The sequence below is a fragment of the Salmonella sp. WC3 genome (assembly GCF_042932255.1).
Taxonomy (GTDB): domain Bacteria; phylum Pseudomonadota; class Gammaproteobacteria; order Enterobacterales; family Enterobacteriaceae; genus Salmonella; species Salmonella enterica.
Window position 1 is genome coordinate 4,081,674 of the sequence record NZ_CP170629.1, and the last position, 19,120, is coordinate 4,100,793.

Consider the following 19,120-nt stretch of genomic DNA (forward strand, 5'->3'; position numbering starts at 1 on the left):
ATTATGCGTATTCCCCGCATTTATCACCCTGAATTGTTAACGTCCGGTACGCAGATTTCGTTATGCGAAGATGCGGCCAACCATATTGGTCGTGTACTGCGCATGGGAGCGGGACAAGCGTTACAGCTGTTTGACGGCAGTAATCAGGTATTCGATGCTGAAATCATTAGCGCCAGTAAGAAAAGCGTTGAAGTGCAAGTGATGAAAGGCGAAATCGACGATCGTGAATCGCCGCTACATATCCATCTGGGCCAGGTGATGTCGCGCGGTGAAAAAATGGAATTTACTATCCAGAAATCGATCGAACTAGGTGTAAGCCTCATTACGCCACTGTTCTCTGAGCGCTGCGGCGTTAAACTGGATAATGAACGTCTGAACAAAAAGCGCCAGCAGTGGCAAAAGATCGCCATCGCCGCCTGCGAACAATGCGGGCGTAACCGGGTGCCGGAAATTCGCCCGCCGATGGCGCTGGAAGCCTGGTGCGCCGAGCAAGATTCCGGGCTGAAGCTCAATCTTCATCCGCGCGCCCATGCCAGCATCAACACTCTGCCGCTGCCGGTTGAACGCGTCCGACTGCTGATCGGCCCGGAAGGCGGGCTGTCGGCGGACGAAATCGCGATGACCGCGCGCTATCAGTTTACTGATATTCTGTTAGGACCTCGCGTTCTGCGTACTGAGACAACCGCGCTCACCGCCATTACCGCGCTACAGGTGCGTTTTGGCGACTTAGGATGAAGCGTTAACGGAGAAAATAATGATCAAGCTCGGCATCGTGATGGACCCCATCGCACACATCAACATCAAGAAAGACACCAGTTTCGCTATGCTGCTGGAAGCCCAACGTCGTGGTTATGAACTTCATTATATGGAGATGGCCGACCTTTATCTGATTAACGGCGAAGCCCGCGCCCGCACGCGAACGTTGAGCGTGGAGCAAAATTACGATAAATGGTACGAGTTCGGCAGCGAGCAGGAGATTAAACTCGCCGATCTGGACGTCATTTTGATGCGCAAAGATCCGCCGTTTGATACCGAGTTTATTTATGCGACCTATATTCTGGAACGCGCTGAAGAAGAAGGGACGCTGATCGTCAACAAACCGCAAAGCCTGCGCGACTGTAATGAAAAACTGTATACTGCCTGGTTTGCCGACCTGACCCCGGAAACGCTGGTAACGCGCAATAAAGCGCAGCTCAAAGCGTTTTGGGAAAAGCACGGCGATATCATTATGAAACCGCTGGACGGTATGGGCGGCGCGTCCATTTTCCGCGTTAAGGAAGGCGATCCTAACATAGGCGTTATCGCCGAAACGCTGACCGAGCTGGGCAACCGCTACTGCATGGCGCAGAACTATTTGCCCGCGATCAAAGATGGCGATAAGCGCGTACTGGTCGTCGACGGCGAGCCGGTGCCTTACTGCCTGGCGCGTATTCCGCAGGGCGGCGAAACCCGCGGCAACCTGGCGGCTGGTGGTCGCGGCGAACCCCGTCCGTTGAGCGAAAGCGACTGGGAAATCGCCCGCCGCGTTGGACCAACGCTTAAAGCCAAAGGGCTTATTTTCGTCGGTCTGGATATTATCGGCGACCGCTTAACGGAAATTAACGTGACCAGCCCAACCTGCGTGCGTGAAATCGAAGCGGAATACCCGATCTCTATCACCGGGATGTTGATGGACGCCATCGAAGCGCGTCTGGCGAAGTAAACGTTTATTGCCCGGTGGCGTGCGCTTACCGGGCCTGAGCAATCACGCCGCCCCGGTCGGATAAGGCGGCGCGTCAGCATCGCCATCCGGCAGTCTATTGCCCGATAAGGCCGCCGTCCTTTGGCAAAAGACGGCTTATATGAGTGACAACCGTCCGCTTTCCCCACATACTGAACGCTGTCGTTTTTTTGAACCAGGAAACAGAACCTCTGACAATGAATTTACAGCATCACTTTCTTATTGCCATGCCTGCGCTCCAGGACCCGATTTTCCGCCGTTCCGTAGTGTATATTTGCGAGCACAACCAGGACGGCGCTATGGGGATTATTATTAATAAGCCTTTGGAAAATCTGCAAATTGAAGGGATTCTGGAAAAACTAAAAATTACGCCGGAACCGCGCGATTCGGCAATTCGTCTTGATAAAGCCGTGATGCTCGGCGGCCCGCTGGCGGAAGATCGCGGATTTATTCTCCATACTCCGCCGTCACGTTTCGCCTCCAGCATTCGTATCTCAGACAATACCGTGATTACCACCTCCCGCGATGTGCTGGAAACGTTAGGTACCCAACAACAGCCTTCCGATGTGCTGGTCGCGCTGGGCTACGCCTCCTGGGATAAAGGCCAGCTTGAACAAGAGTTGCTTGATAACGCCTGGCTTACCGCGCCCGCCGATCTCAATATTTTGTTCAAAACACCCATTGCCGAGCGCTGGCGCGAAGCGGCAAAACTTATTGGCATTGATATTCTGACCATGCCTGGCGTTGCGGGGCACGCCTGATGAGCGACACCTTACTGGCCTTTGACTTCGGCACAAAAAGCATCGGCGTTGCAATAGGACAACGCATTACCGGCACCGCCCGTCCGCTTCCGGCAATCAAAGCACAGGACGGCACGCCCGACTGGATGCTCATTGAGCGTTTGCTGAAAGAGTGGCAGCCGGACGAAATTATTGTCGGGCTACCGCTCAATATGGATGGCACTGAACAACCGCTGACGGCGCGCGCCCGTAAATTCGCCAACCGTATTCATGGGCGCTTCGGGGTAACTGTCACGCTGCACGATGAACGACTCAGCACCGTTGAAGCACGCTCCGGTCTGTTTGAACGAGGTGGGTATCGCGCGCTGAACAAAGGCAAAGTGGACTCGGCCTCCGCCGTGATTATCCTCGAAAGCTATTTTGAACAGGGGTATTAAAGCCGTTTTTGTCAGCAGGCGGGTAACGCGGTCACGGTTGCCAGGCTTACTGGGCAATAAGCTGGTTTAGTGCCTTCAGCGCCTGTAAACGCGCAGCCGCCTCCGCCTCCGCCTCATCAATCCGCCACATTCCCGCAAAGGCCAGCGCTGCGGCGTGCTTGCCTAGCGGTTGCGCCATAGAAACTTCACCATCAGCGTGATGCCACAGCACGTATCCCCGCTGGCGCTGCTGCGCCACATGCGGCGCCAGATTACGCCATTGCTCCGGAGTAAAACGCTGCATTAGCGCCTCATCGCTTTCTGCCGCCAGTAACACCACCCCAGGTACCGACTGCCAGGCAGGGTACATGCGAAACCCCGCCAGCGCCTGACTTCCCTGCGAACCCGGCGTAGAGTGATAAATATAGATAATCTGGTCTTCCCATAGCACGCCTAATGCCACCACGATGTCTTTGGGCGCATGGCGCTCAAGGATAGGCAACGCATGGGAGAACAGCGCTGAACCGCGAATCGCCTGCGCCGCCAAAGCATGAATGCCTGGCCCGGGTAAATAGCGTCGGTGCTCATCCTGCATCGTGAGTCCAATAGAGGCCATCGTCATTAACAGGCGATTAACGCGCGTGGTATTAATATCCATCAGCCGGGCAAGCTCGCGACATCCGATAGCACGGTCGCTGGAGACCAGATATTGCAGACAGCGAATGCCATCTATCAGGCTTTGATTCGGTTGTGATGACATCGTTAAATGGCTTCGCTGTGGTTTTAACAAAGCTGCGATTTTAACGCCGGTTCGCCAGGATACAAGCCTGCATGCCGTTCAATCCACCGCGCCAGTCAACACTTTACACCCCCCCTACGCCGCCATCTTCGCTACAGTCGTCCCTGCGCCTGACGCCATTGCGCGCTCTGGGCGAATGTCATCATCCCCTGCTGCTGCCCGGTTTGTATCACGTGGGCCAACTGATGGAGTTTGCCTTCACGGATCAAATTCCCTGTGGCTGGCGTATTAATCAGTAATTCAAACAACGCCACGCGCCCATCCTGTCTGTCGACCTCCAGTTTTTGTGATAGTACGGCGCGCAGACTACCCGCCAGTTGGCTGCGTACCGGTTCTTTTTCCTGCGCCGGAAAACTATCCACTAATCTTTCCACCGCCTGCGCCGCACCGCGAGTATGCAGGGTTGCCAGTACCAGATGCCCCGTTTCCGCCGCCGTCAGCGCCAGGCGAATGGTCTCGCTGTCACGCAGCTCTCCCAGCAAAATGACATCAGGATCTTCACGTAACGCTGCGCGCAGCCCGGCGGCAAAAGTGGCGCAATGCTGGCCGATTTCCCGCTGCTGTATCAGGCAACGCTTGCTGGTGTAACGGTACTCAATAGGATCTTCCAGCGTCAGGATGTGTTTATCGGCATGTTGATTAAGATATCCCACCATCGCCGCCAGCGTGGTGGACTTCCCGCAGCCAGTAGCGCCAGTGACCAGAATCAGTCCGTTCTCGCTGGCAAGCAGTGCGGGTACTATCGGCGGCGTCTGGATTTTCGCCAGATCAGGACAGCGCTCGGGCAATAGCCGTAGCGCCAGCGACGTTCCCTGTTGATGTGTGAACGCACTGGCGCGCAGGCGCCGCGTGCCAGACAGCGAGACGGCGAAATCAAGCTGGCCGTGCGTTCGCCACTGATATTGTTGCGCGTCATTAAGCCAATCAAGCAGAAGCCTGTCGACATCTGGCGCGGTAAAAGGCGCTGTCTCCATGCGTCCTTGTTTGCGCCATCGCGCAGGCCAGGCGTTACACAGGTGTAGATCCGAGACGTTATGCTTTACACTAAGCGTCACAATTTCTTCCATATTCATATAAACATCCTCGGAAAATGAACGATATCGCGCATAACCTGGCATACATCCGGGACAAAATCTCCGCCGCGGCGACGCGTTGCGGCCGCTCTTCAGAAGAAGTTACGTTGCTTGCAGTGAGTAAAACCAAACCTGCGAGCGACATCGCAGAAGCCATTGCCGCCGGACAACGGGCATTTGGTGAAAATTATGTACAAGAGGGGGTGGAAAAAATCCGCCACTTTCAGGAAGCGAAAGTGGAAGGCCTGCACTGGCACTTTATTGGCCCTTTACAGTCCAACAAAAGTCGGCTGGTGGCCGAGCATTTTGACTGGTGTCATACCATCGATCGCCTGCGTATCGCCTCGCGGCTGAGCGAACAGCGCCCGGATAATCTGCCGGCGCTAAATGTTCTGATCCAAATTAATATCAGCGATGAAAACAGCAAATCAGGCATTCCGCTGGCGGAACTGGATGAGCTGGCCGCTGCGGTGGCTACACTGCCGCGTCTGCGGCTTCGCGGACTGATGGCGATCCCGGCGCCAGAGTCAGATTATGTAAGGCAGTTTGAAGTCGCACGTCAAATGGCTGTAGCATTTGCCGGGCTGAAAGCGCGCTACCCTGACGTTGATACCTTATCTCTGGGTATGAGCGACGATATGGAAGCCGCGATTGCGGCAGGTAGCACAATGGTGCGCATCGGCACCGCTATCTTTGGTGCTCGTGATTACACAAAAAATTAAGGAAAACTGAGGAACGCCATGAATACGTTGACCTTCCTGCTCTCAACGGTAATTGAGCTGTATACCATGGTGCTATTATTGCGCGTGTGGATGCAGTGGGCCCGCTGTGACTTTTACAACCCTTTCTCCCAGTTCGTGGTGAAAATTACGCAGCCCATCATCGGACCGCTGCGTCGTATTATCCCGCCAATGGGGCCGATTGACAGCGCTTCCCTGCTGGTGGCGTTTATTCTTAGCGTTATTAAGGCGATAGTGCTGTTTAAGGTCATTACGTTTCAGGCGATTATCTGGATTGCCGCGGTGCTTATCTTGCTTAAAACAATCGGCCTGCTGATCTTCTGGGTGCTGCTGGTCATGGCTATCATGAGCTGGGTGAGCCAGGGTCGTAGCCCGATTGAATATGTATTGATTCAGCTTGCCGAGCCGCTGCTCAGCCCGATTCGCCGTATACTGCCTGCGATGGGCGGCATCGACTTCTCGCCGATGGTTCTGGTGCTGCTGCTGTATGTCGTTAATATGGGGATCGCTGAAGTCTTACAAGCGACAGGCAACATGTTGCTGCCGGGGCTGTGGATGGCGCTATGAGTGCTGTGACTCGCTGCGAAGACGGTCTGGTGTTACGGCTTTATATTCAGCCGAAAGCCAGCCGCGACAGTATTGTGGGCTTACATGGCGACGAGGTGAAAGTCGCCATTACTGCCCCGCCGGTTGACGGTCAGGCAAACAGCCATCTGACCAAGTTTCTCGGTAAACAGTTTCGCGTGGCGAAAAGTCAGATCGTCATCGAAAAAGGCGAGCTGGGCCGTCACAAACAGGTAAAAATTATTCACCCGCAACAGATCCCGCCGGAAATTGCGGCGTTAACTGAGTAGGTACTCCATGCAAAAAGTTGTTCTCGCAACCGGCAACGCCGGTAAAGTGCGCGAGCTCGCGTCGCTGTTAAGCGATTTTGGGCTTGATGTGGTAGCGCAAACGGAACTGGGCGTTGACTCCGCGGAAGAAACCGGCCTGACGTTTATTGAAAACGCGATTCTCAAAGCGCGCCATGCCGCCAAAATGACCGGTCTGCCCGCCATTGCCGATGACTCCGGTCTGGCCGTTGACGTTTTAGGCGGCGCGCCGGGTATCTATTCCGCGCGCTATTCTGGCGAAAACGCGACAGATCAGCAAAATCTGGAAAAACTGCTGCATACTCTACGAGATGTTCCGGACGACAAACGCCAGGCGCGATTCCATTGTGTACTGGTTTATTTGCGTCATGCCGAAGATCCCACACCGATAGTCTGTCACGGTAGTTGGCCTGGCGTCATTACTCGCCAGGCGGCCGGAAATGGCGGATTTGGCTATGATCCCATTTTCTTCGTACCGTCTGAAGGCAAAACCGCCGCAGAACTGACCCGTGAAGAAAAAAGCGCGATTTCCCACCGTGGACAAGCGCTCAAGCTGCTGCTGGATGCGTTACGCAATGGCTAAACTACCGCCGCTCAGTCTTTATATTCATATTCCCTGGTGTGTACAAAAATGTCCATATTGCGACTTCAATTCCCATGCGTTGAAGGGCGAGGTGCCGCATGACGACTACGTCCAGCATCTGTTAAGCGATCTGGACGCCGATGTCGCCTGGGCGCAAGGGCGTGAAGTAAAGACCATTTTTATTGGCGGCGGTACGCCAAGCCTGCTTTCCGGGCCGGCGATGCAAACGCTGCTGGACGGCGTGCGTGCGCGCCTGAATCTGGCGGCGGATGCGGAAATTACCATGGAAGCGAACCCCGGCACGGTCGAAGCCGACCGCTTCATCGACTATCAGCGCGCCGGCGTAAACCGGATCTCCATTGGCGTGCAGAGCTTTAGTGAGCCTAAGCTGAAACGTCTTGGCCGTATTCACGGTCCACAAGAGGCGATGCGGGCAGCAAGACTGGCAAATGGGCTTGGGCTACGCAGCTTTAACCTCGACTTGATGCATGGATTGCCGGACCAAACGCTGGAAGAGGCGCTGAACGATTTGCGACAGGCGATTGCGCTTAATCCGCCGCATCTCTCATGGTATCAATTGACGATTGAACCCAACACTCTGTTCGGTTCGCGTCCGCCGGTTTTACCGGACGATGATGCTCTGTGGGATATCTTTGAGCAGGGCCACCAGTTATTAACCGCCGCGGGCTATCAGCAATACGAAACGTCGGCCTATGCCAAACCCGGTTATCAGTGCCAGCATAATCTGAACTACTGGCGCTTTGGCGACTATCTGGGTATTGGCTGCGGCGCCCACGGTAAAGTCACCTTCCCGGGCGGCAGGATCTTGCGCACCACCAAAACCCGTCACCCACGCGGTTATATGCAGGGACGTTACCTGGAAAGCCAGCGTGACGTGAGTGATGACGATAAACCCTTTGAGTTCTTTATGAATCGTTTTCGGTTGCTGGAGCGCGCGCCTCGCGCCGAATTTGTCGACTACACCGGGCTTACGGAAGCGGTTATTCGTCAGCCAATCGACGAGGCTATTGCCCAGGGCTACCTGACCGAATGCGAGCAATACTGGCAGATTACCCGTCACGGTAAACTGTTTTTAAACTCTCTTCTTGAGTTGTTTCTCGCGGAATAACAAGGAATAAGCCTGTCGCGCCAGCGGGTAAAATACCTGATGGCGCGACGCTTACCGACCTGTGGCGGTTAATGCGCCGCCGGCAAGCGCATTATTTAATAACCCCTTTACGACGCAAATCGTCCGTATCTTTTTTCCAGCGCTCGTAACCGTCATTAATATCCATAATTTTCAGACGGATATCACTCTGTTGCATCTGAAGTTTCTGTACCGCTATATTCAGCGGATATTGTCCTTTCTCTAACGTTATCCAGTCATTCTGCGCTTTTCGACGCAGCTCTTCTGATTTCAAAAATACCTGCCGCCGTTGCTCGTGTATGTCTAAATCTCTTTTCTGCTGAATAGCCGCTTCATTGCACGGCTCACTCTGCTTACGGCACGCGTCTAATGCCGGTTGATAGACCTCTTTTTCGTATTTCTCGGCATATACGCTGCTATCGTTGGCTTTTACATAATCATCGCGCTCTTTTAACGTCTTTTTAAACGCCTCGGCGCGGGTCAACGGTTTCCCATCAGCGCCTTTTCCCCAATACACGTCCGCTTCTTTTTTAGCTACCGCTATTTTCTTATCCAGGGCAGAGAGTTGTTCTTCAAGACCGGGGATCGACGCTTTCTGCGCACGCCAGGAGGCTTCAATGTTGCCAAACCGATAGTTAAAGTCATCACTGTTGACGATCAGGTATTTATCATTCGTTTTAATGTCGTCAATAGCCCGGCCCTGATCGCTGGCTGCCATTTGTAATGAGTAATAGTTCACCGTCCAGCCAGAGGCTGGCGTCCCTTTACTGGTTAACATGGCAGAAAATTTAACGGGACGATCTTTGGTCCAGGTTTTTTCAACAAAATAATAATCCGCCGCCATACCAACGCCGGTATACATATCTTCACGGGAAGAAATATCCCCTTCGGCAGACCAGGTGGCCTGATTGCCCGTCGAATCAAGATTTTTTAAGGTAATGGAATCCAGTTTAAGTATGCCGTGGTACTGCTTACTAAACTGTTCTTTTAAGATGTTATCGGAGGGTTGAGCAACCTCTGCCCAACTATAGCCTGAAATCAGGGCAAACAGCGCTGCGCCAGCAATCCATTGTCGAACCACTTGTGGACCTCCCGTCCAGAGACATGACACCCACGATTATCATAACCAGGATGATAATTAGCAAGATAATAGTGTTGGTTGTGCGAGAGGTCTTCCAAAGATGGCCCCGGCCTTCCGACCGGGGCATTATCTTTAATACTGATTGAACATCGTCTGGATCTGTTTTGGATCTTTAGTCTGGGTTAACGCCAGTTGCAGTAAGACACGCGCTTTTTGCGGGTTCAGCGTGCCGGAAGCGACAAAGCCGTATTTTGCATCGTCAACTTCCACATCCTGCGTGGTTGCGCCAGTCGGCACACGTGAAGAACGCACCACTACCGTACCGTTGTGCGCGGCGGTCGCCAAGGTATCAAAGACCGTTTTATACAGGTTGCCGTTACCCACGCCTGCGCTCACGATCCCGTCATAACCCGCATCTACCAGCGCTTTTGCCGGCAGATCGGACGCATTCGCATAGTTATAAACGATACCGACTTTCGGCAACGCGGTCAGCTTCGACACGTCGAACGGGGTGGAGGTGGTATGTTTACGCTCTGGCGTACGCTGGTAGTCAATTTTACCGTTGTGGATATAACCCAGCGGGCCGTAGTTAACCGCTTTAAACGTCGCCACGTCAGTCGTATTGGTCTTAGTGACGTCGCGTCCGTCCATAACGGTATCATTCATTACCACCAGCACGCCGCGGTTGGCAGACTGTTTATCAGCCGCTGTTACTACCGCATTATAGAGGTTGAACGGGCCATCTGCGCTCATTGACGTGGAAGGACGCATCGCGCCGACCAGTACCACCGGTTTATTGCATTTCACGGTCAGATCGAGGAAATAAGCGGTCTCTTCCATCGTATCAGTACCGTGGGTGATCACGAAACCGTCGGTGCTGTCGCACTCGGTATTGATTTTTTTCGCCAGCGTGAGCCAGACTTCATCGTTCATATCCTGCGAGCCAATGTTAACGACCTGCTCGCCTTTCACTACCGCAATGTCCTTCAATTGAGGAACGGCATCCACCAGATTTTCGACGCCGACTTTACCTGCCGTATAATTTGATTTTGTTGCTGAATCACCACCGCCAGCGATCGTTCCGCCGGTCGCTAAGATGGTGATATTCGGTAAAGCGAACGCTGCGCCGCTGAAACCCATTACCAGAGCAGCTAATGCCGTTTTCCTGAAAAACTCCATGTTATATCTCCAGTTATGTCAACTGGTCGCATTATCTCTATATTGCAGACGAATAATGTGACGCCATACGATTAACCAGAGATATATATCCGACAGAGAGTATTTTTTAGAGATGGATAACAAAATGCAGGAAAAAACAGAATAAAAAGGCGCAGATACGATCTGCGCCATTGTTTAAAAAGAAAAGATTACTTCAGGCTGCCAACCAGCGCTTTGCGGCTATCTTCTAAGGTCACTACGCGGCTACAGACATCTTTGCCAAACTGCTGGAAATCTTTCTCCTGGTTTTTCCATTCGTTCTGGATAGCGGTTTGCAAACCACCGAGGCTGCCCATCACACCCTGTAAAGGATTGCCGCCGCCTTTAAGCACCGCTTTGGCGCCCATTTCGTTAATGCTGTCCTGCAAAATACCGCCCATCGCCTGATTCACCAACTGCTGACCGTCGGCACGCACCTGGTCGATAGCTTTATAGTGGAACGTCAGGCCGTCCGTACGATGTTCGATAATGCGGTTCATTTGCGCTTTTAATTGCGCATCAAGCTTCGTCAGACGGCTACGCATGTTGCTGCTTTCGCCCACCTCTTTAGCGATGATTTTATCCAGCGCCACGCGGCCTTTTTCGACGCGCGATCGGGCGCCCTCATCAATCCACGGCAGCGCGCTTCGCAGCTCCGCCTGGTAATCTTTCGCTTGCTCGCGCTGCGCGGCGCTAAGGGTGTACTGCTTACCGTTGTACATCACATTGCCGTCCGGCGTGATCACCAGGTTGCCATTTTCACCTTTCACCTGCACCGTTTGTGGACTCAGGATCACATCGTCACGCGGCGTGACGCTGCATTTGTAATCTGCATGAGCGGCCATCGCCGTAAAAGTTAGCACTGCCGCCAGCAGCGTTTTGCGCATCATAACTTTCCCTCAAGACAAAGCGGGCCGGCATTTGCCGACCCTGTACTTATTAGTCCCACCAAACGTCGAAAAGTTCGCTGGTTCGGACTTCTTCAAGGTTGCGCGCTTCCAGCCACTTACGCACAATCGCCTGATGTTCTTCGGTACATTTACCGATTTCCTGCATACAAATCAGCCCTTCCCAGGCCAGGTAGCCGCTGCCGTCAAACGCCAGTTTATTAGGCTCAATAACGTCATTAATAAAGTCATCGACAGTCTTATCGACCTGCTCTTCAGATGTACCTTCCGGAAAACGCCATGCCACCGAAAATCCTAATTCCTGGAATTCGTCAATGTGCATTTTTTTACGCAGACGACGACTACGGTTCTTTGCCATTATTTCACCCTCTCGAACATTAAGTCCCATACGCCATGACCAAGACGATGGCCACGTTGTTCAAATTTCGTTACCGGGCGCGATTCCGGGCGCGGTACATAATCATTGCTCTCTGACAGATTTTTGTACCCGTCGATAGAAGACATGACTTCAAGCATGTGTTCCGCATACGCTTCCCAGTCGGTCGCCATATGGAAAACGCCGCCCAATTTCAGCTTGCTCAATACCAGTTCAGCAAACGGCACCTGAACGATACGGCGTTTATTATGACGCGCTTTATGCCACGGGTCAGGGAAAAAGAGCTGAACCATCGATAAAGAATTGTCAGGAATCATTTTATGCAACACTTCTACCGCGTCGTGGCACATGACGCGCAGGTTTTCAACGCCCTCTTCATGAGCGGACGCCAGACACGCGCCGACACCGGGTGAATGCACTTCAATGCCGAGGAAATTCTGCTCCGGGCGCGCTTTCGCCATCGCCACGAGAGACGCCCCCATGCCAAAACCAATCTCCAGCGTCACCGGCGCTTCGCGACCAAACAACGTGGCGAAATCTACCGGCGCTTCGCTGAACTCGACGCCCATCACCGGCCAGTAGTTTTCCAGCGCGTGTTCCTGCCCCTTTGTCAGTCGCCCCTGGCGACGAACAAAACTACGAATACGGCGCAGCGGGCGACCGTTTTCATCAAATTCCGGTGAAATGACGTCGTTTTTCATAAAAGTGTAGTCTGCTGTGTTTGAGTTCTGAAAACGGGCATTATCCAAAGTTAGTTGCCGGATGCAAGCATGAAGCGCACTGCGGAAAGTTCCGGTTTACACCCTGCGGCCTCTGTGCTGCAATCTTGCCCCCGGCAATAATGAATGAGTTTCCATGCAAGCGTCTCAATTTTCAGCCCAGGTTCTGGACTGGTACGACAAATACGGGCGGAAAACGCTGCCCTGGCAAATTAACAAGACGCCTTACAAAGTATGGCTCTCGGAAGTCATGTTGCAACAAACGCAGGTGACGACGGTGATTCCTTACTTTGAGCGATTTATGGCGCGCTTTCCCACAGTGACGGATTTAGCGAATGCGCCGCTGGATGAAGTACTCCATTTATGGACCGGGCTCGGCTATTACGCCCGCGCACGTAATTTGCATAAAGCGGCGCAACAGGTGGCGACGCTTCACGGTGGAGAATTCCCACAAACTTTTGCCGAAATCGCCGCGCTACCCGGCGTCGGGCGTTCAACCGCCGGCGCAATTCTCTCCCTCGCGTTAGGTAAACATTATCCGATTCTTGATGGAAACGTTAAACGTGTGCTGGCTCGCTGTTATGCTGTTAGCGGCTGGCCTGGAAAAAAAGAGGTGGAGAATACGCTGTGGACGCTGAGCGAGCAAGTGACGCCCGCACACGGCGTGGAGCGTTTTAATCAGGCGATGATGGATCTGGGCGCGATGGTTTGTACGCGTTCAAAGCCAAAGTGCACCCTGTGTCCGCTGCAAAACGGTTGTATCGCCGCTGCGCATGAAAGCTGGTCATGCTATCCGGGTAAGAAACCGAAACAGACGTTGCCGGAGCGGACGGGTTACTTTTTATTGTTACAGCATAATCAGGAGATTTTCCTGGCGCAGCGCCCTCCCAGCGGTTTATGGGGCGGACTCTACTGCTTTCCGCAGTTCGCCAGCGAAGATGAATTACGTGAATGGCTGGCGCAACGGCATGTTAACGCTGATAATTTGACCCAGCTTAACGCGTTTCGCCACACATTTAGCCATTTCCACCTGGATATTGTGCCTATGTGGCTTCCCGTGTCGTCACTGGACGCCTGCATGGATGAAGGCAGCGCGCTCTGGTATAACTTAGCGCAACCGCCGTCAGTCGGACTGGCGGCCCCCGTGGAGCGCTTGTTACAGCAGTTACGTACCGGAGCGCCAGTTTAACGCCCCGGTCGATGAAGAGGATGACTTATGAGTAGAACGATTTTTTGTACTTACCTGCAACGCGACGCTGAAGGGCAAGATTTTCAGCTCTACCCTGGCGAACTAGGAAAACGTATCTATAACGAGATCTCTAAGGACGCGTGGGCGCAGTGGCAGCATAAGCAGACCATGTTGATTAACGAGAAAAAGCTCAACATGATGAACGCCGAGCACCGTAAGCTGCTGGAACAGGAGATGGTGAGCTTCCTGTTCGAAGGCAAAGACGTTCATATCGAAGGTTATACGCCGGAAGATAAAAAATAGGCCCGTTGCTGAATGAAGCTGCGCTTATTCGGCCTGTGAGTTATGCCGGATAAGCCCTTAGCGCCGCTGCCCGGCAACATGGCATAACGACAACACAACATGCACTCCCGGAATGATGAAAAAATTACTCGCGCTTGCTGTTATTGCGCCGTTGCTCATCTCCTGCTCCAGTTCGACCAAAAAAGGCGAGACGTATAATGAAGCCTGGGTCAAGGATACCAACGGCTTTGATATTTTGATGGGGCAATTTGCCAACAATATTGAAAATCTGTGGGGATATAAGGAAGTCCTGATCGCCGGGCCGAAAGACTACGTCAAATATACCGATCAGTTCCAGACCCGTAGCCACATCAACTTTGATGATGGGACCATTACCGTTGAAACCATCGCCGGGACGGAACCTACCGCACATCTGCGCCGGGCCATTATTAAAACGTTGCTCATGGGTGACGACCCAACCTCCGTCGATCTTTACTCCGATGTCGATGACATAAAAATTTCTAAAGAACCCTTCCTGTATGGTCAGGTCCTCGACAATACCGGCCAGCCTATTCGCTGGGAAGGCCGCGCCACGGCATTCGCGGATTACTTGCTGAAAACGCGGCTCAAAAGCCGCAGTAACGGCCTGCGTATTATTTACAGCGTCACCATTAATCTGGTGCCGAACCACCTTGATAAACGCGCGCATAAATACATTGGCATGGTACGCCAGGCCTCCCGTAAATACGGCGTTGACGAGTCGCTGATTCTGGCGATTATGCAAACGGAGTCCTCGTTTAACCCGTATGCGGTCAGCCACGCGGATGCGCTGGGCCTGATGCAGGTGGTGCAACACAGCGCCGGGAAAGATGTTTTCCGTTCTCAGGGTAAGTCCGGCACGCCAAGCCGTAACTTCCTGTTCGACCCCGCCAGCAATATCGATACCGGCACAGCGTATCTGGCAATGTTGAATAATGTCTATCTGAGCGGTATTGAGAATCCGACGTCGCGGCGCTATGCGGTCATTACCGCCTACAATGGCGGCGCAGGCAGCGTATTACGCGTATTCTCGAACGATAAGATTCAGGCCGCGAATATGATTAACCGCATGTCGCCGGGGGATGTGTACCAGATATTAACCACCCGACATCCATCTGCGGAGTCGCGCCGCTATCTGTATAAGGTGAATTCCGCCCAGCGATCGTATCGCCGCCGATAAACCATCGCATCCCGCCTCTGGTTGGCAAATGACAGAGGCGGGAAAGATAAAAGTGTTAACTCCGTCACCCTTTTGCTTTGCAATCAGAAATTGTTTGCAAATATTTGTCACAGGTAACAAAAAAAGCCCGCCTCTCATTGATAGAATCACACCAAATCACAACGGCAAATGTGCCTTTTAAAACATTCATTCGCTCTCAGGCGTGAGGAAATTAACATGAATCTTAAGCTGCAGCTTAAAATACTCTCTTTTCTGCAGTTCTGTCTGTGGGGAAGCTGGCTCACTACCCTGGGCTCGTATATGTTCGTCACCTTAAAATTTGACGGCGCATCTATTGGCGCAGTTTATAGTTCATTGGGGATTGCCGCCGTCTTTATGCCGACCTTGCTAGGCATTGTGGCTGACAAATGGCTGAGCGCGAAATGGGTCTATGCCCTGTGTCATGTTGTCGGCGCCATCACGCTATTCATGGCCGCGGAAGTCACTACGCCTGGGGCGATGTTCTTTGTGATCCTGCTTAACTCGTTGGCCTATATGCCGACGTTGGGCTTGATCAATACCATATCGTATTACCGCCTGCAGTCTGCCGGCATGGATATTGTGACTGACTTCCCGCCTATCCGTATCTGGGGCACCATTGGCTTTATTCTGGCGATGTGGGGCGTGAGTTTCTCCGGTTTCGAGCTGAGCCATATGCAGCTTTATATCGGCGCGACGCTTTCCGTTCTGCTGGTACTGTTTACCTTTACCCTGCCGCACATTCCGGTGGCGAACCAACAGAAAAACCAGAGCTGGACATCAATGCTGGGCCTTGACGCTTTTGCGCTGTTTAAAAATAAGCGGATGGCGATTTTCTTCATCTTCTCCATGATGCTGGGCGCGGAACTGCAGATCACCAACATGTTTGGCAACACCTTCCTGCATAGCTTTGATAAAGATCCGCTATTCGCCAGTAGCTTTATCGTGCAGCACGCCTCGGTGATGATGTCGATTTCGCAGATTTCTGAAACGTTATTCATCCTGACCATTCCGTTCTTCCTGAGCCGTTATGGTATTAAGAACGTTATGCTTATCAGTATTGTGGCGTGGATGCTGCGTTTCGGCCTGTTCGCTTATGGCGACCCGACGCCGTTTGGTACCGTTCTGCTGGTATTGTCGATGATTGTGTACGGCTGCGCCTTCGACTTCTTCAACATTTCTGGCTCGGTGTTTGTCGAAAAAGAAGTACGCCCGGAAATCCGCGCCAGCGCGCAGGGGATGTTCCTGATGATGACCAACGGCTTCGGCTGTATCCTGGGCGGCATTGTGAGCGGTAAAGTGGTGGAGTATTACACTCAAAACGGCATTACCGACTGGCAGACCGTGTGGCTCATCTTCGCAGGCTACTCGCTGGTGCTGGCCTTTGCGTTCGTAGCCTTGTTCAAATACAAACACGTTCGCGTTCCGGCAAGTTCGCAACCCGTTGCACATTAATCCTTGCCCTGTTTCGCAGGCCGGATAAGGCGTAAATGCCTTATCCGGCCTGCAGGCAACGTTACTTTAAAACATATCCGTACAAGCGTTGAATTCCATCGGCATCGGTCTCGCTATATACCCCCTGCAATTCCGGCGAAAAACCGGGCAACAGATTGATGCCCTCTTCCAGCGCCAAAAAATAACGCTGCGCCGCGCCGCCCCAAATCTCCCCGGGCACCACGCACAGTACGCCCGGCGGGTATGGCAATGCCCCCTCGGCAGCAATACGCCCGCCCGCCTCGCTGATACGCACCAGTTCTACATCGCCGCGAATAAAGGCGCTGTTGGCGTCCTGTGGGTTCATCGCCACATGCGGCAGGCTTTCTTTGCGGAACATCGCTTTTTGCAGATCCTTAACGTCAAAGCTAACGTACAGATTGTGCATCTCCTGACATAGCTCACGCAGGGTGTAATCGCGGTAGCGCACCGGGTATTTCTGAAAAACCGTCGGCAATACATCCGCAAGCGGCGTATCGTCTTCAATGTGCCGTTCAAATTGCGCCAGCATCGCGACCAGCCGCGCCAGTTTCTCTTCGCTCTCGGCGGGTGTCAGCAAGAACAGAATCGAGTTGAGATCGCATTTCTCAGGCACAATACCGTTCTCACGCAGATAGTGGGCGAGAATGGTCGCCGGGATGCCGAATTCGGTGTACTGCCCGCTATCGGCATCAATACCTGGCGTGGTCAGTAACAGTTTACAGGGGTCGACAAAATACTGGTCATCCGCATAACCCTCAAAGCTATGCCATTTCGCCCCGGGCTCAAAACTGAAGAAACGACGATTGCTGGCAATGGTCTCCGTCGGATATGCCTGCCACGGCTTGCCGTCAACCACCAGTGGGATAAAGGGCTGAAGCAGTTTGCTACGGGCGAGAATGGCTTTACGCGCGTCAATGCCCAGCGCAACGCACTCCGCCCACAGGCGGCGACCGCTCTCCCCTTCGTGGATTTTGGCATTGATATCCAGCGCCGCAAACAGCGGGTAGAACGGACTGGTCGAGGCGTGCAACATGAAGGCGTTGTTCAGGCGTTTGTGCGGGCAAAAACGCGCCTGGCCGCGAATATGGTTATCTTTTTTGTGGATCTGCGAGGTTTGTGAGAACCCCGCCTGTTGCTTATGTACCGATTGGGTCACAAAAATCCCAGGGTCGTTTTCATTAAGCTCCAGCCGCAACGGCGAGGTATCCGCCATCATATTGATAAACTGCTCATAGCCTACCCACGCGGAGTCAAACAGAATGTAATCGCAGAGATGCCCGATTTTATCCACCACCTGACGGGCGTTGTAAATAGTGCCGTCATAGGTACCCAGCTGAATGATCGCCAGGCGGAACGGACGCAGCGCATCGGCGCTTTCCGGCATCACGTCACGAATCTGGTCGCGCAGGTACGTTTCATCAAAACAGTGCGCATCAATACCACCGATAAAACCAAACGGGTTACGCGCCGCTTCAAGATAGACCGGCGTCGCCCCGGCCTGAATCAGGGCGCCGTGGTGGTTGGATTTGTGATTATTACGATCAAACAGCACCAGATCGCCGCGCGTCAGCAGGGCGTTGGTGACCACTTTATTCGCCGCCGAAGTCCCATTCAGCACAAAGTAGGTTTTATCCGCATTAAACACTTTTGCCGCAAATTTCTGCGCGTGTTTGGCAGAACCTTCATGTATTAGCAGATCGCCAAGTTTCACATCGGCGTTACACATATCCGCACGAAACAGGTTTTCACCAAAAAAGTCATAAAAATAACGGCCTGCGGGATGTTTTCTAAAAAACTCGCCATGCTGGTGCCCCGGGCAAGCAAAGGTACTATTCCCCATGTCGACATACTGGGTCAGGGTGCCATAAAAGGGCGGCAGAAGTTCCGCTTCGTAGCGACAGGCAGCGTTTTCCAGCTCCAGCCATTCCTGCGCGTTCCCGCCGATTACCGCCGTAACGCCGACAGGCGCGCTGACGGGTTCATCCGCAAGCATAAATACCGGCAGGTGAAAACCGGTGCGTTTAAGCAACGCCAGAATACCGCTACGGCTGTCGGCAGTGGTAATGACGACTGCGGCCACATCGGTAAAGTCGGTACTGTCCAGCGCCACTACGTTTCGGTGGGTGGAGAGACGGGGAATGAGTTCACCGCTGGCGGCAATATTCATTGATTTCATAAGCGCAAATACCCGTTTCGGGAGTAGAGTAACCCCAGACAAGGCCCGATGCCTTGCCCAACGAGATGCCGGGTCAAACTGGATACCAGCTCCGACCGCCAGACATCAGTAAAAACAGACTGTTTCTGATTTTACTGTTGTCCTGCAGTGAGCGTGCGCTGCCCTCACCGCATAGCGGGGATGACAAAAAAAAGGAAAGAAAGGGGCAAACCTCGCGCAGTCAGGCGACAGTGAAGACAATATAAAGGCGCTATGTTCATCCCGGCGAGCCCCATGCTGGCAGGAGAAATTTCGCGCAATCATGGCACCTTTCACCAGACGGCGCAAGGTAAAATCAGCGCTCTATACGTCACAGATAATCAAGCTATTAACAGCTTAATCGCGTGATA

General features: G+C 53.1%; 21 protein-coding genes. 13 read left to right on the plus strand and 8 right to left on the minus strand.

The genetic code is table 11. The features are described from left to right. Window positions 1-3: 3 nt before the first annotated feature. From rsmE to ruvX, 4 genes are all read left to right on the plus strand, one after another. Window positions 4-735: a 16S rRNA (uracil(1498)-N(3))-methyltransferase gene (rsmE, locus tag ACFK9X_RS19950; RefSeq protein ID WP_001675718.1), complete on the plus strand. Its 732-nt coding sequence runs from the start codon at window positions 4-6 to the stop codon at window positions 733-735. A gap of 19 nt (window positions 736-754) precedes the next feature. Beyond that, window positions 755-1,702 carry a glutathione synthase gene (gene gshB, locus ACFK9X_RS19955; protein WP_000593248.1) on the plus strand — a complete coding sequence of 316 codons (948 nt, stop codon included), beginning with the start codon at window positions 755-757 and terminating at the stop codon, window positions 1,700-1,702. Between the two features lie 215 nt (window positions 1,703-1,917). Then, window positions 1,918-2,481, plus strand: coding sequence for a YqgE/AlgH family protein (locus ACFK9X_RS19960; protein WP_001053167.1), 564 nt, complete (start codon window positions 1,918-1,920; stop codon window positions 2,479-2,481). Continuing rightward, entirely contained in the window at window positions 2,481-2,897 is a 417-nt protein-coding gene (ruvX, locus tag ACFK9X_RS19965; RefSeq protein WP_001285490.1) for a Holliday junction resolvase RuvX, read from the plus strand. Before ACFK9X_RS19960 ends, ruvX begins: the two co-directional genes overlap by 1 nt. A gap of 46 nt (window positions 2,898-2,943) precedes the next feature. Here the strand turns inward: ruvX and ACFK9X_RS19970 are convergent, their stop codons facing one another. Together ACFK9X_RS19970 and ACFK9X_RS19975 are read right to left on the minus strand one after the other, a co-directional pair. Continuing rightward, a complete protein-coding gene (locus tag ACFK9X_RS19970) occupies window positions 2,944-3,636 on the minus strand; it encodes an IclR family transcriptional regulator (RefSeq protein WP_151117492.1) in 693 nt (230 codons plus the stop codon). 131 nt (window positions 3,637-3,767) lie between these two features. Then, entirely contained in the window at window positions 3,768-4,748 is a 981-nt protein-coding gene (locus ACFK9X_RS19975; protein WP_045901825.1) for a type IV pilus twitching motility protein PilT, read from the minus strand. Window positions 4,749-4,765: 17 nt separating this feature from the next. Between ACFK9X_RS19975 and ACFK9X_RS19980 the strand changes: the two genes are divergently transcribed. The 5 genes from ACFK9X_RS19980 to hemW are packed head-to-tail and all read left to right on the plus strand — an operon-like array spanning window position 4,766 to window position 8,072. Continuing rightward, entirely contained in the window at window positions 4,766-5,470 is a 705-nt protein-coding gene (locus ACFK9X_RS19980) for a YggS family pyridoxal phosphate-dependent enzyme (RefSeq protein ID WP_000997812.1), read from the plus strand. An 18-nt stretch (window positions 5,471-5,488) separates the two neighbouring features. After that, window positions 5,489-6,055, plus strand: coding sequence for a YggT family protein (locus ACFK9X_RS19985; RefSeq protein WP_001094848.1), 567 nt, complete (start codon window positions 5,489-5,491; stop codon window positions 6,053-6,055). Continuing rightward, window positions 6,052-6,342 carry a DUF167 family protein YggU gene (gene yggU, locus ACFK9X_RS19990; RefSeq protein WP_001277205.1) on the plus strand — a complete coding sequence of 97 codons (291 nt, stop codon included), beginning with the start codon at window positions 6,052-6,054 and terminating at the stop codon, window positions 6,340-6,342. Before ACFK9X_RS19985 ends, yggU begins: the two co-directional genes overlap by 4 nt. Before the next feature lie 7 nt (window positions 6,343-6,349). After that, window positions 6,350-6,943: an XTP/dITP diphosphatase gene (locus ACFK9X_RS19995; protein ID WP_001174769.1), complete on the plus strand. Its 594-nt coding sequence runs from the start codon at window positions 6,350-6,352 to the stop codon at window positions 6,941-6,943. Beyond that, the gene (gene hemW, locus ACFK9X_RS20000) at window positions 6,936-8,072 is read left to right on the plus strand and encodes a radical SAM family heme chaperone HemW (RefSeq protein WP_001096532.1); all 1,137 of its coding nucleotides are present in this window, start codon (window positions 6,936-6,938) and stop codon (window positions 8,070-8,072) included. The genes ACFK9X_RS19995 and hemW overlap by 8 nt, the downstream gene beginning before the upstream one ends. A 91-nt stretch (window positions 8,073-8,163) precedes the next feature. Here hemW and ACFK9X_RS20005 read toward each other — a convergent pair whose 3' ends face one another. The 5 genes from ACFK9X_RS20005 to trmB form a co-directional block, all read right to left on the minus strand. After that, complete coding sequence (locus ACFK9X_RS20005) at window positions 8,164-9,171, minus strand: DUF1202 domain-containing protein (protein ID WP_151117494.1); 1,008 nt, start codon at window positions 9,169-9,171, stop codon at window positions 8,164-8,166. Window positions 9,172-9,303: 132 nt separating this feature from the next. Beyond that, window positions 9,304-10,350, minus strand: a complete 1,047-nt coding sequence (gene ansB, locus ACFK9X_RS20010) for an L-asparaginase 2 (RefSeq protein WP_151117496.1) — start codon at window positions 10,348-10,350, stop codon at window positions 9,304-9,306. A gap of 188 nt (window positions 10,351-10,538) precedes the next feature. Then, the gene (locus ACFK9X_RS20015) at window positions 10,539-11,258 is read right to left on the minus strand and encodes a DUF2884 domain-containing protein (protein ID WP_000984827.1); all 720 of its coding nucleotides are present in this window, start codon (window positions 11,256-11,258) and stop codon (window positions 10,539-10,541) included. Between the two features lie 49 nt (window positions 11,259-11,307). After that, window positions 11,308-11,634, minus strand: coding sequence for a YggL family protein (locus ACFK9X_RS20020; RefSeq protein WP_001107574.1), 327 nt, complete (start codon window positions 11,632-11,634; stop codon window positions 11,308-11,310). Continuing rightward, window positions 11,634-12,353 carry a tRNA (guanosine(46)-N7)-methyltransferase TrmB gene (trmB, locus tag ACFK9X_RS20025; RefSeq protein WP_000786890.1) on the minus strand — a complete coding sequence of 240 codons (720 nt, stop codon included), beginning with the start codon at window positions 12,351-12,353 and terminating at the stop codon, window positions 11,634-11,636. The genes ACFK9X_RS20020 and trmB overlap by 1 nt, the downstream gene beginning before the upstream one ends. Before the next feature lie 154 nt (window positions 12,354-12,507). Between trmB and mutY the strand changes: the two genes are divergently transcribed. The 4 genes from mutY to ACFK9X_RS20045 all read left to right on the plus strand — a co-directional run bounded on the left by mutY (window position 12,508) and on the right by ACFK9X_RS20045 (window position 16,534). Then, entirely contained in the window at window positions 12,508-13,560 is a 1,053-nt protein-coding gene (mutY, locus tag ACFK9X_RS20030) for an A/G-specific adenine glycosylase (RefSeq protein WP_023238624.1), read from the plus strand. Between the two features lie 27 nt (window positions 13,561-13,587). Further along, window positions 13,588-13,863, plus strand: a complete 276-nt coding sequence (locus tag ACFK9X_RS20035) for an oxidative damage protection protein (RefSeq protein ID WP_000091706.1) — start codon at window positions 13,588-13,590, stop codon at window positions 13,861-13,863. A gap of 112 nt (window positions 13,864-13,975) precedes the next feature. Then, window positions 13,976-15,061: a membrane-bound lytic murein transglycosylase MltC gene (gene mltC / locus ACFK9X_RS20040; protein WP_151117498.1), complete on the plus strand. Its 1,086-nt coding sequence runs from the start codon at window positions 13,976-13,978 to the stop codon at window positions 15,059-15,061. Between the two features lie 216 nt (window positions 15,062-15,277). Then, window positions 15,278-16,534 (plus strand): nucleoside permease, encoded by a 1,257-nt coding sequence (locus ACFK9X_RS20045; protein ID WP_001049804.1) that lies wholly within the window; start codon window positions 15,278-15,280, stop codon window positions 16,532-16,534. Window positions 16,535-16,595: 61 nt separating this feature from the next. On the opposite strand, the gene ACFK9X_RS20050 is transcribed toward ACFK9X_RS20045, so the two are convergent. Further along, on the minus strand, window positions 16,596-18,731 hold the full coding sequence (locus ACFK9X_RS20050) for an ornithine decarboxylase (RefSeq protein ID WP_151117501.1): 2,136 nt from the start codon (window positions 18,729-18,731) through the stop codon (window positions 16,596-16,598). Between the last annotated feature and the right edge of the window lie 389 nt (window positions 18,732-19,120).

Excerpts from the sequence above, each read along its gene's own strand:
- rsmE (WP_001675718.1), top strand. The coding sequence starts at position 4 with ATGCGTATTCCCCGCATTTATCACCCTGAATTGTTAACGTCCGGTACG.
- gshB (WP_000593248.1), top strand. The coding sequence starts at position 755 with ATGATCAAGCTCGGCATCGTGATGGACCCCATCGCACACATCAACATC.
- ACFK9X_RS19960 (WP_001053167.1), top strand. The coding sequence starts at position 1,918 with ATGAATTTACAGCATCACTTTCTTATTGCCATGCCTGCGCTCCAGGAC.
- ruvX (WP_001285490.1), top strand. The coding sequence starts at position 2,481 with ATGAGCGACACCTTACTGGCCTTTGACTTCGGCACAAAAAGCATCGGC.
- ACFK9X_RS19970 (WP_151117492.1), bottom strand. The coding sequence starts at position 3,636 with ATGTCATCACAACCGAATCAAAGCCTGATAGATGGCATTCGCTGTCTG.
- ACFK9X_RS19975 (WP_045901825.1), bottom strand. The coding sequence starts at position 4,748 with ATGAATATGGAAGAAATTGTGACGCTTAGTGTAAAGCATAACGTCTCG.
- ACFK9X_RS19980 (WP_000997812.1), top strand. The coding sequence starts at position 4,766 with ATGAACGATATCGCGCATAACCTGGCATACATCCGGGACAAAATCTCC.
- ACFK9X_RS19985 (WP_001094848.1), top strand. The coding sequence starts at position 5,489 with ATGAATACGTTGACCTTCCTGCTCTCAACGGTAATTGAGCTGTATACC.
- yggU (WP_001277205.1), top strand. The coding sequence starts at position 6,052 with ATGAGTGCTGTGACTCGCTGCGAAGACGGTCTGGTGTTACGGCTTTAT.
- ACFK9X_RS19995 (WP_001174769.1), top strand. The coding sequence starts at position 6,350 with ATGCAAAAAGTTGTTCTCGCAACCGGCAACGCCGGTAAAGTGCGCGAG.
- hemW (WP_001096532.1), top strand. The coding sequence starts at position 6,936 with ATGGCTAAACTACCGCCGCTCAGTCTTTATATTCATATTCCCTGGTGT.
- ansB (WP_151117496.1), bottom strand. The coding sequence starts at position 10,350 with ATGGAGTTTTTCAGGAAAACGGCATTAGCTGCTCTGGTAATGGGTTTC.
- ACFK9X_RS20015 (WP_000984827.1), bottom strand. The coding sequence starts at position 11,258 with ATGATGCGCAAAACGCTGCTGGCGGCAGTGCTAACTTTTACGGCGATG.
- ACFK9X_RS20020 (WP_001107574.1), bottom strand. The coding sequence starts at position 11,634 with ATGGCAAAGAACCGTAGTCGTCGTCTGCGTAAAAAAATGCACATTGAC.
- trmB (WP_000786890.1), bottom strand. The coding sequence starts at position 12,353 with ATGAAAAACGACGTCATTTCACCGGAATTTGATGAAAACGGTCGCCCG.
- mutY (WP_023238624.1), top strand. The coding sequence starts at position 12,508 with ATGCAAGCGTCTCAATTTTCAGCCCAGGTTCTGGACTGGTACGACAAA.
- ACFK9X_RS20035 (WP_000091706.1), top strand. The coding sequence starts at position 13,588 with ATGAGTAGAACGATTTTTTGTACTTACCTGCAACGCGACGCTGAAGGG.
- mltC (WP_151117498.1), top strand. The coding sequence starts at position 13,976 with ATGATGAAAAAATTACTCGCGCTTGCTGTTATTGCGCCGTTGCTCATC.
- ACFK9X_RS20045 (WP_001049804.1), top strand. The coding sequence starts at position 15,278 with ATGAATCTTAAGCTGCAGCTTAAAATACTCTCTTTTCTGCAGTTCTGT.
- ACFK9X_RS20050 (WP_151117501.1), bottom strand. The coding sequence starts at position 18,731 with ATGAAATCAATGAATATTGCCGCCAGCGGTGAACTCATTCCCCGTCTC.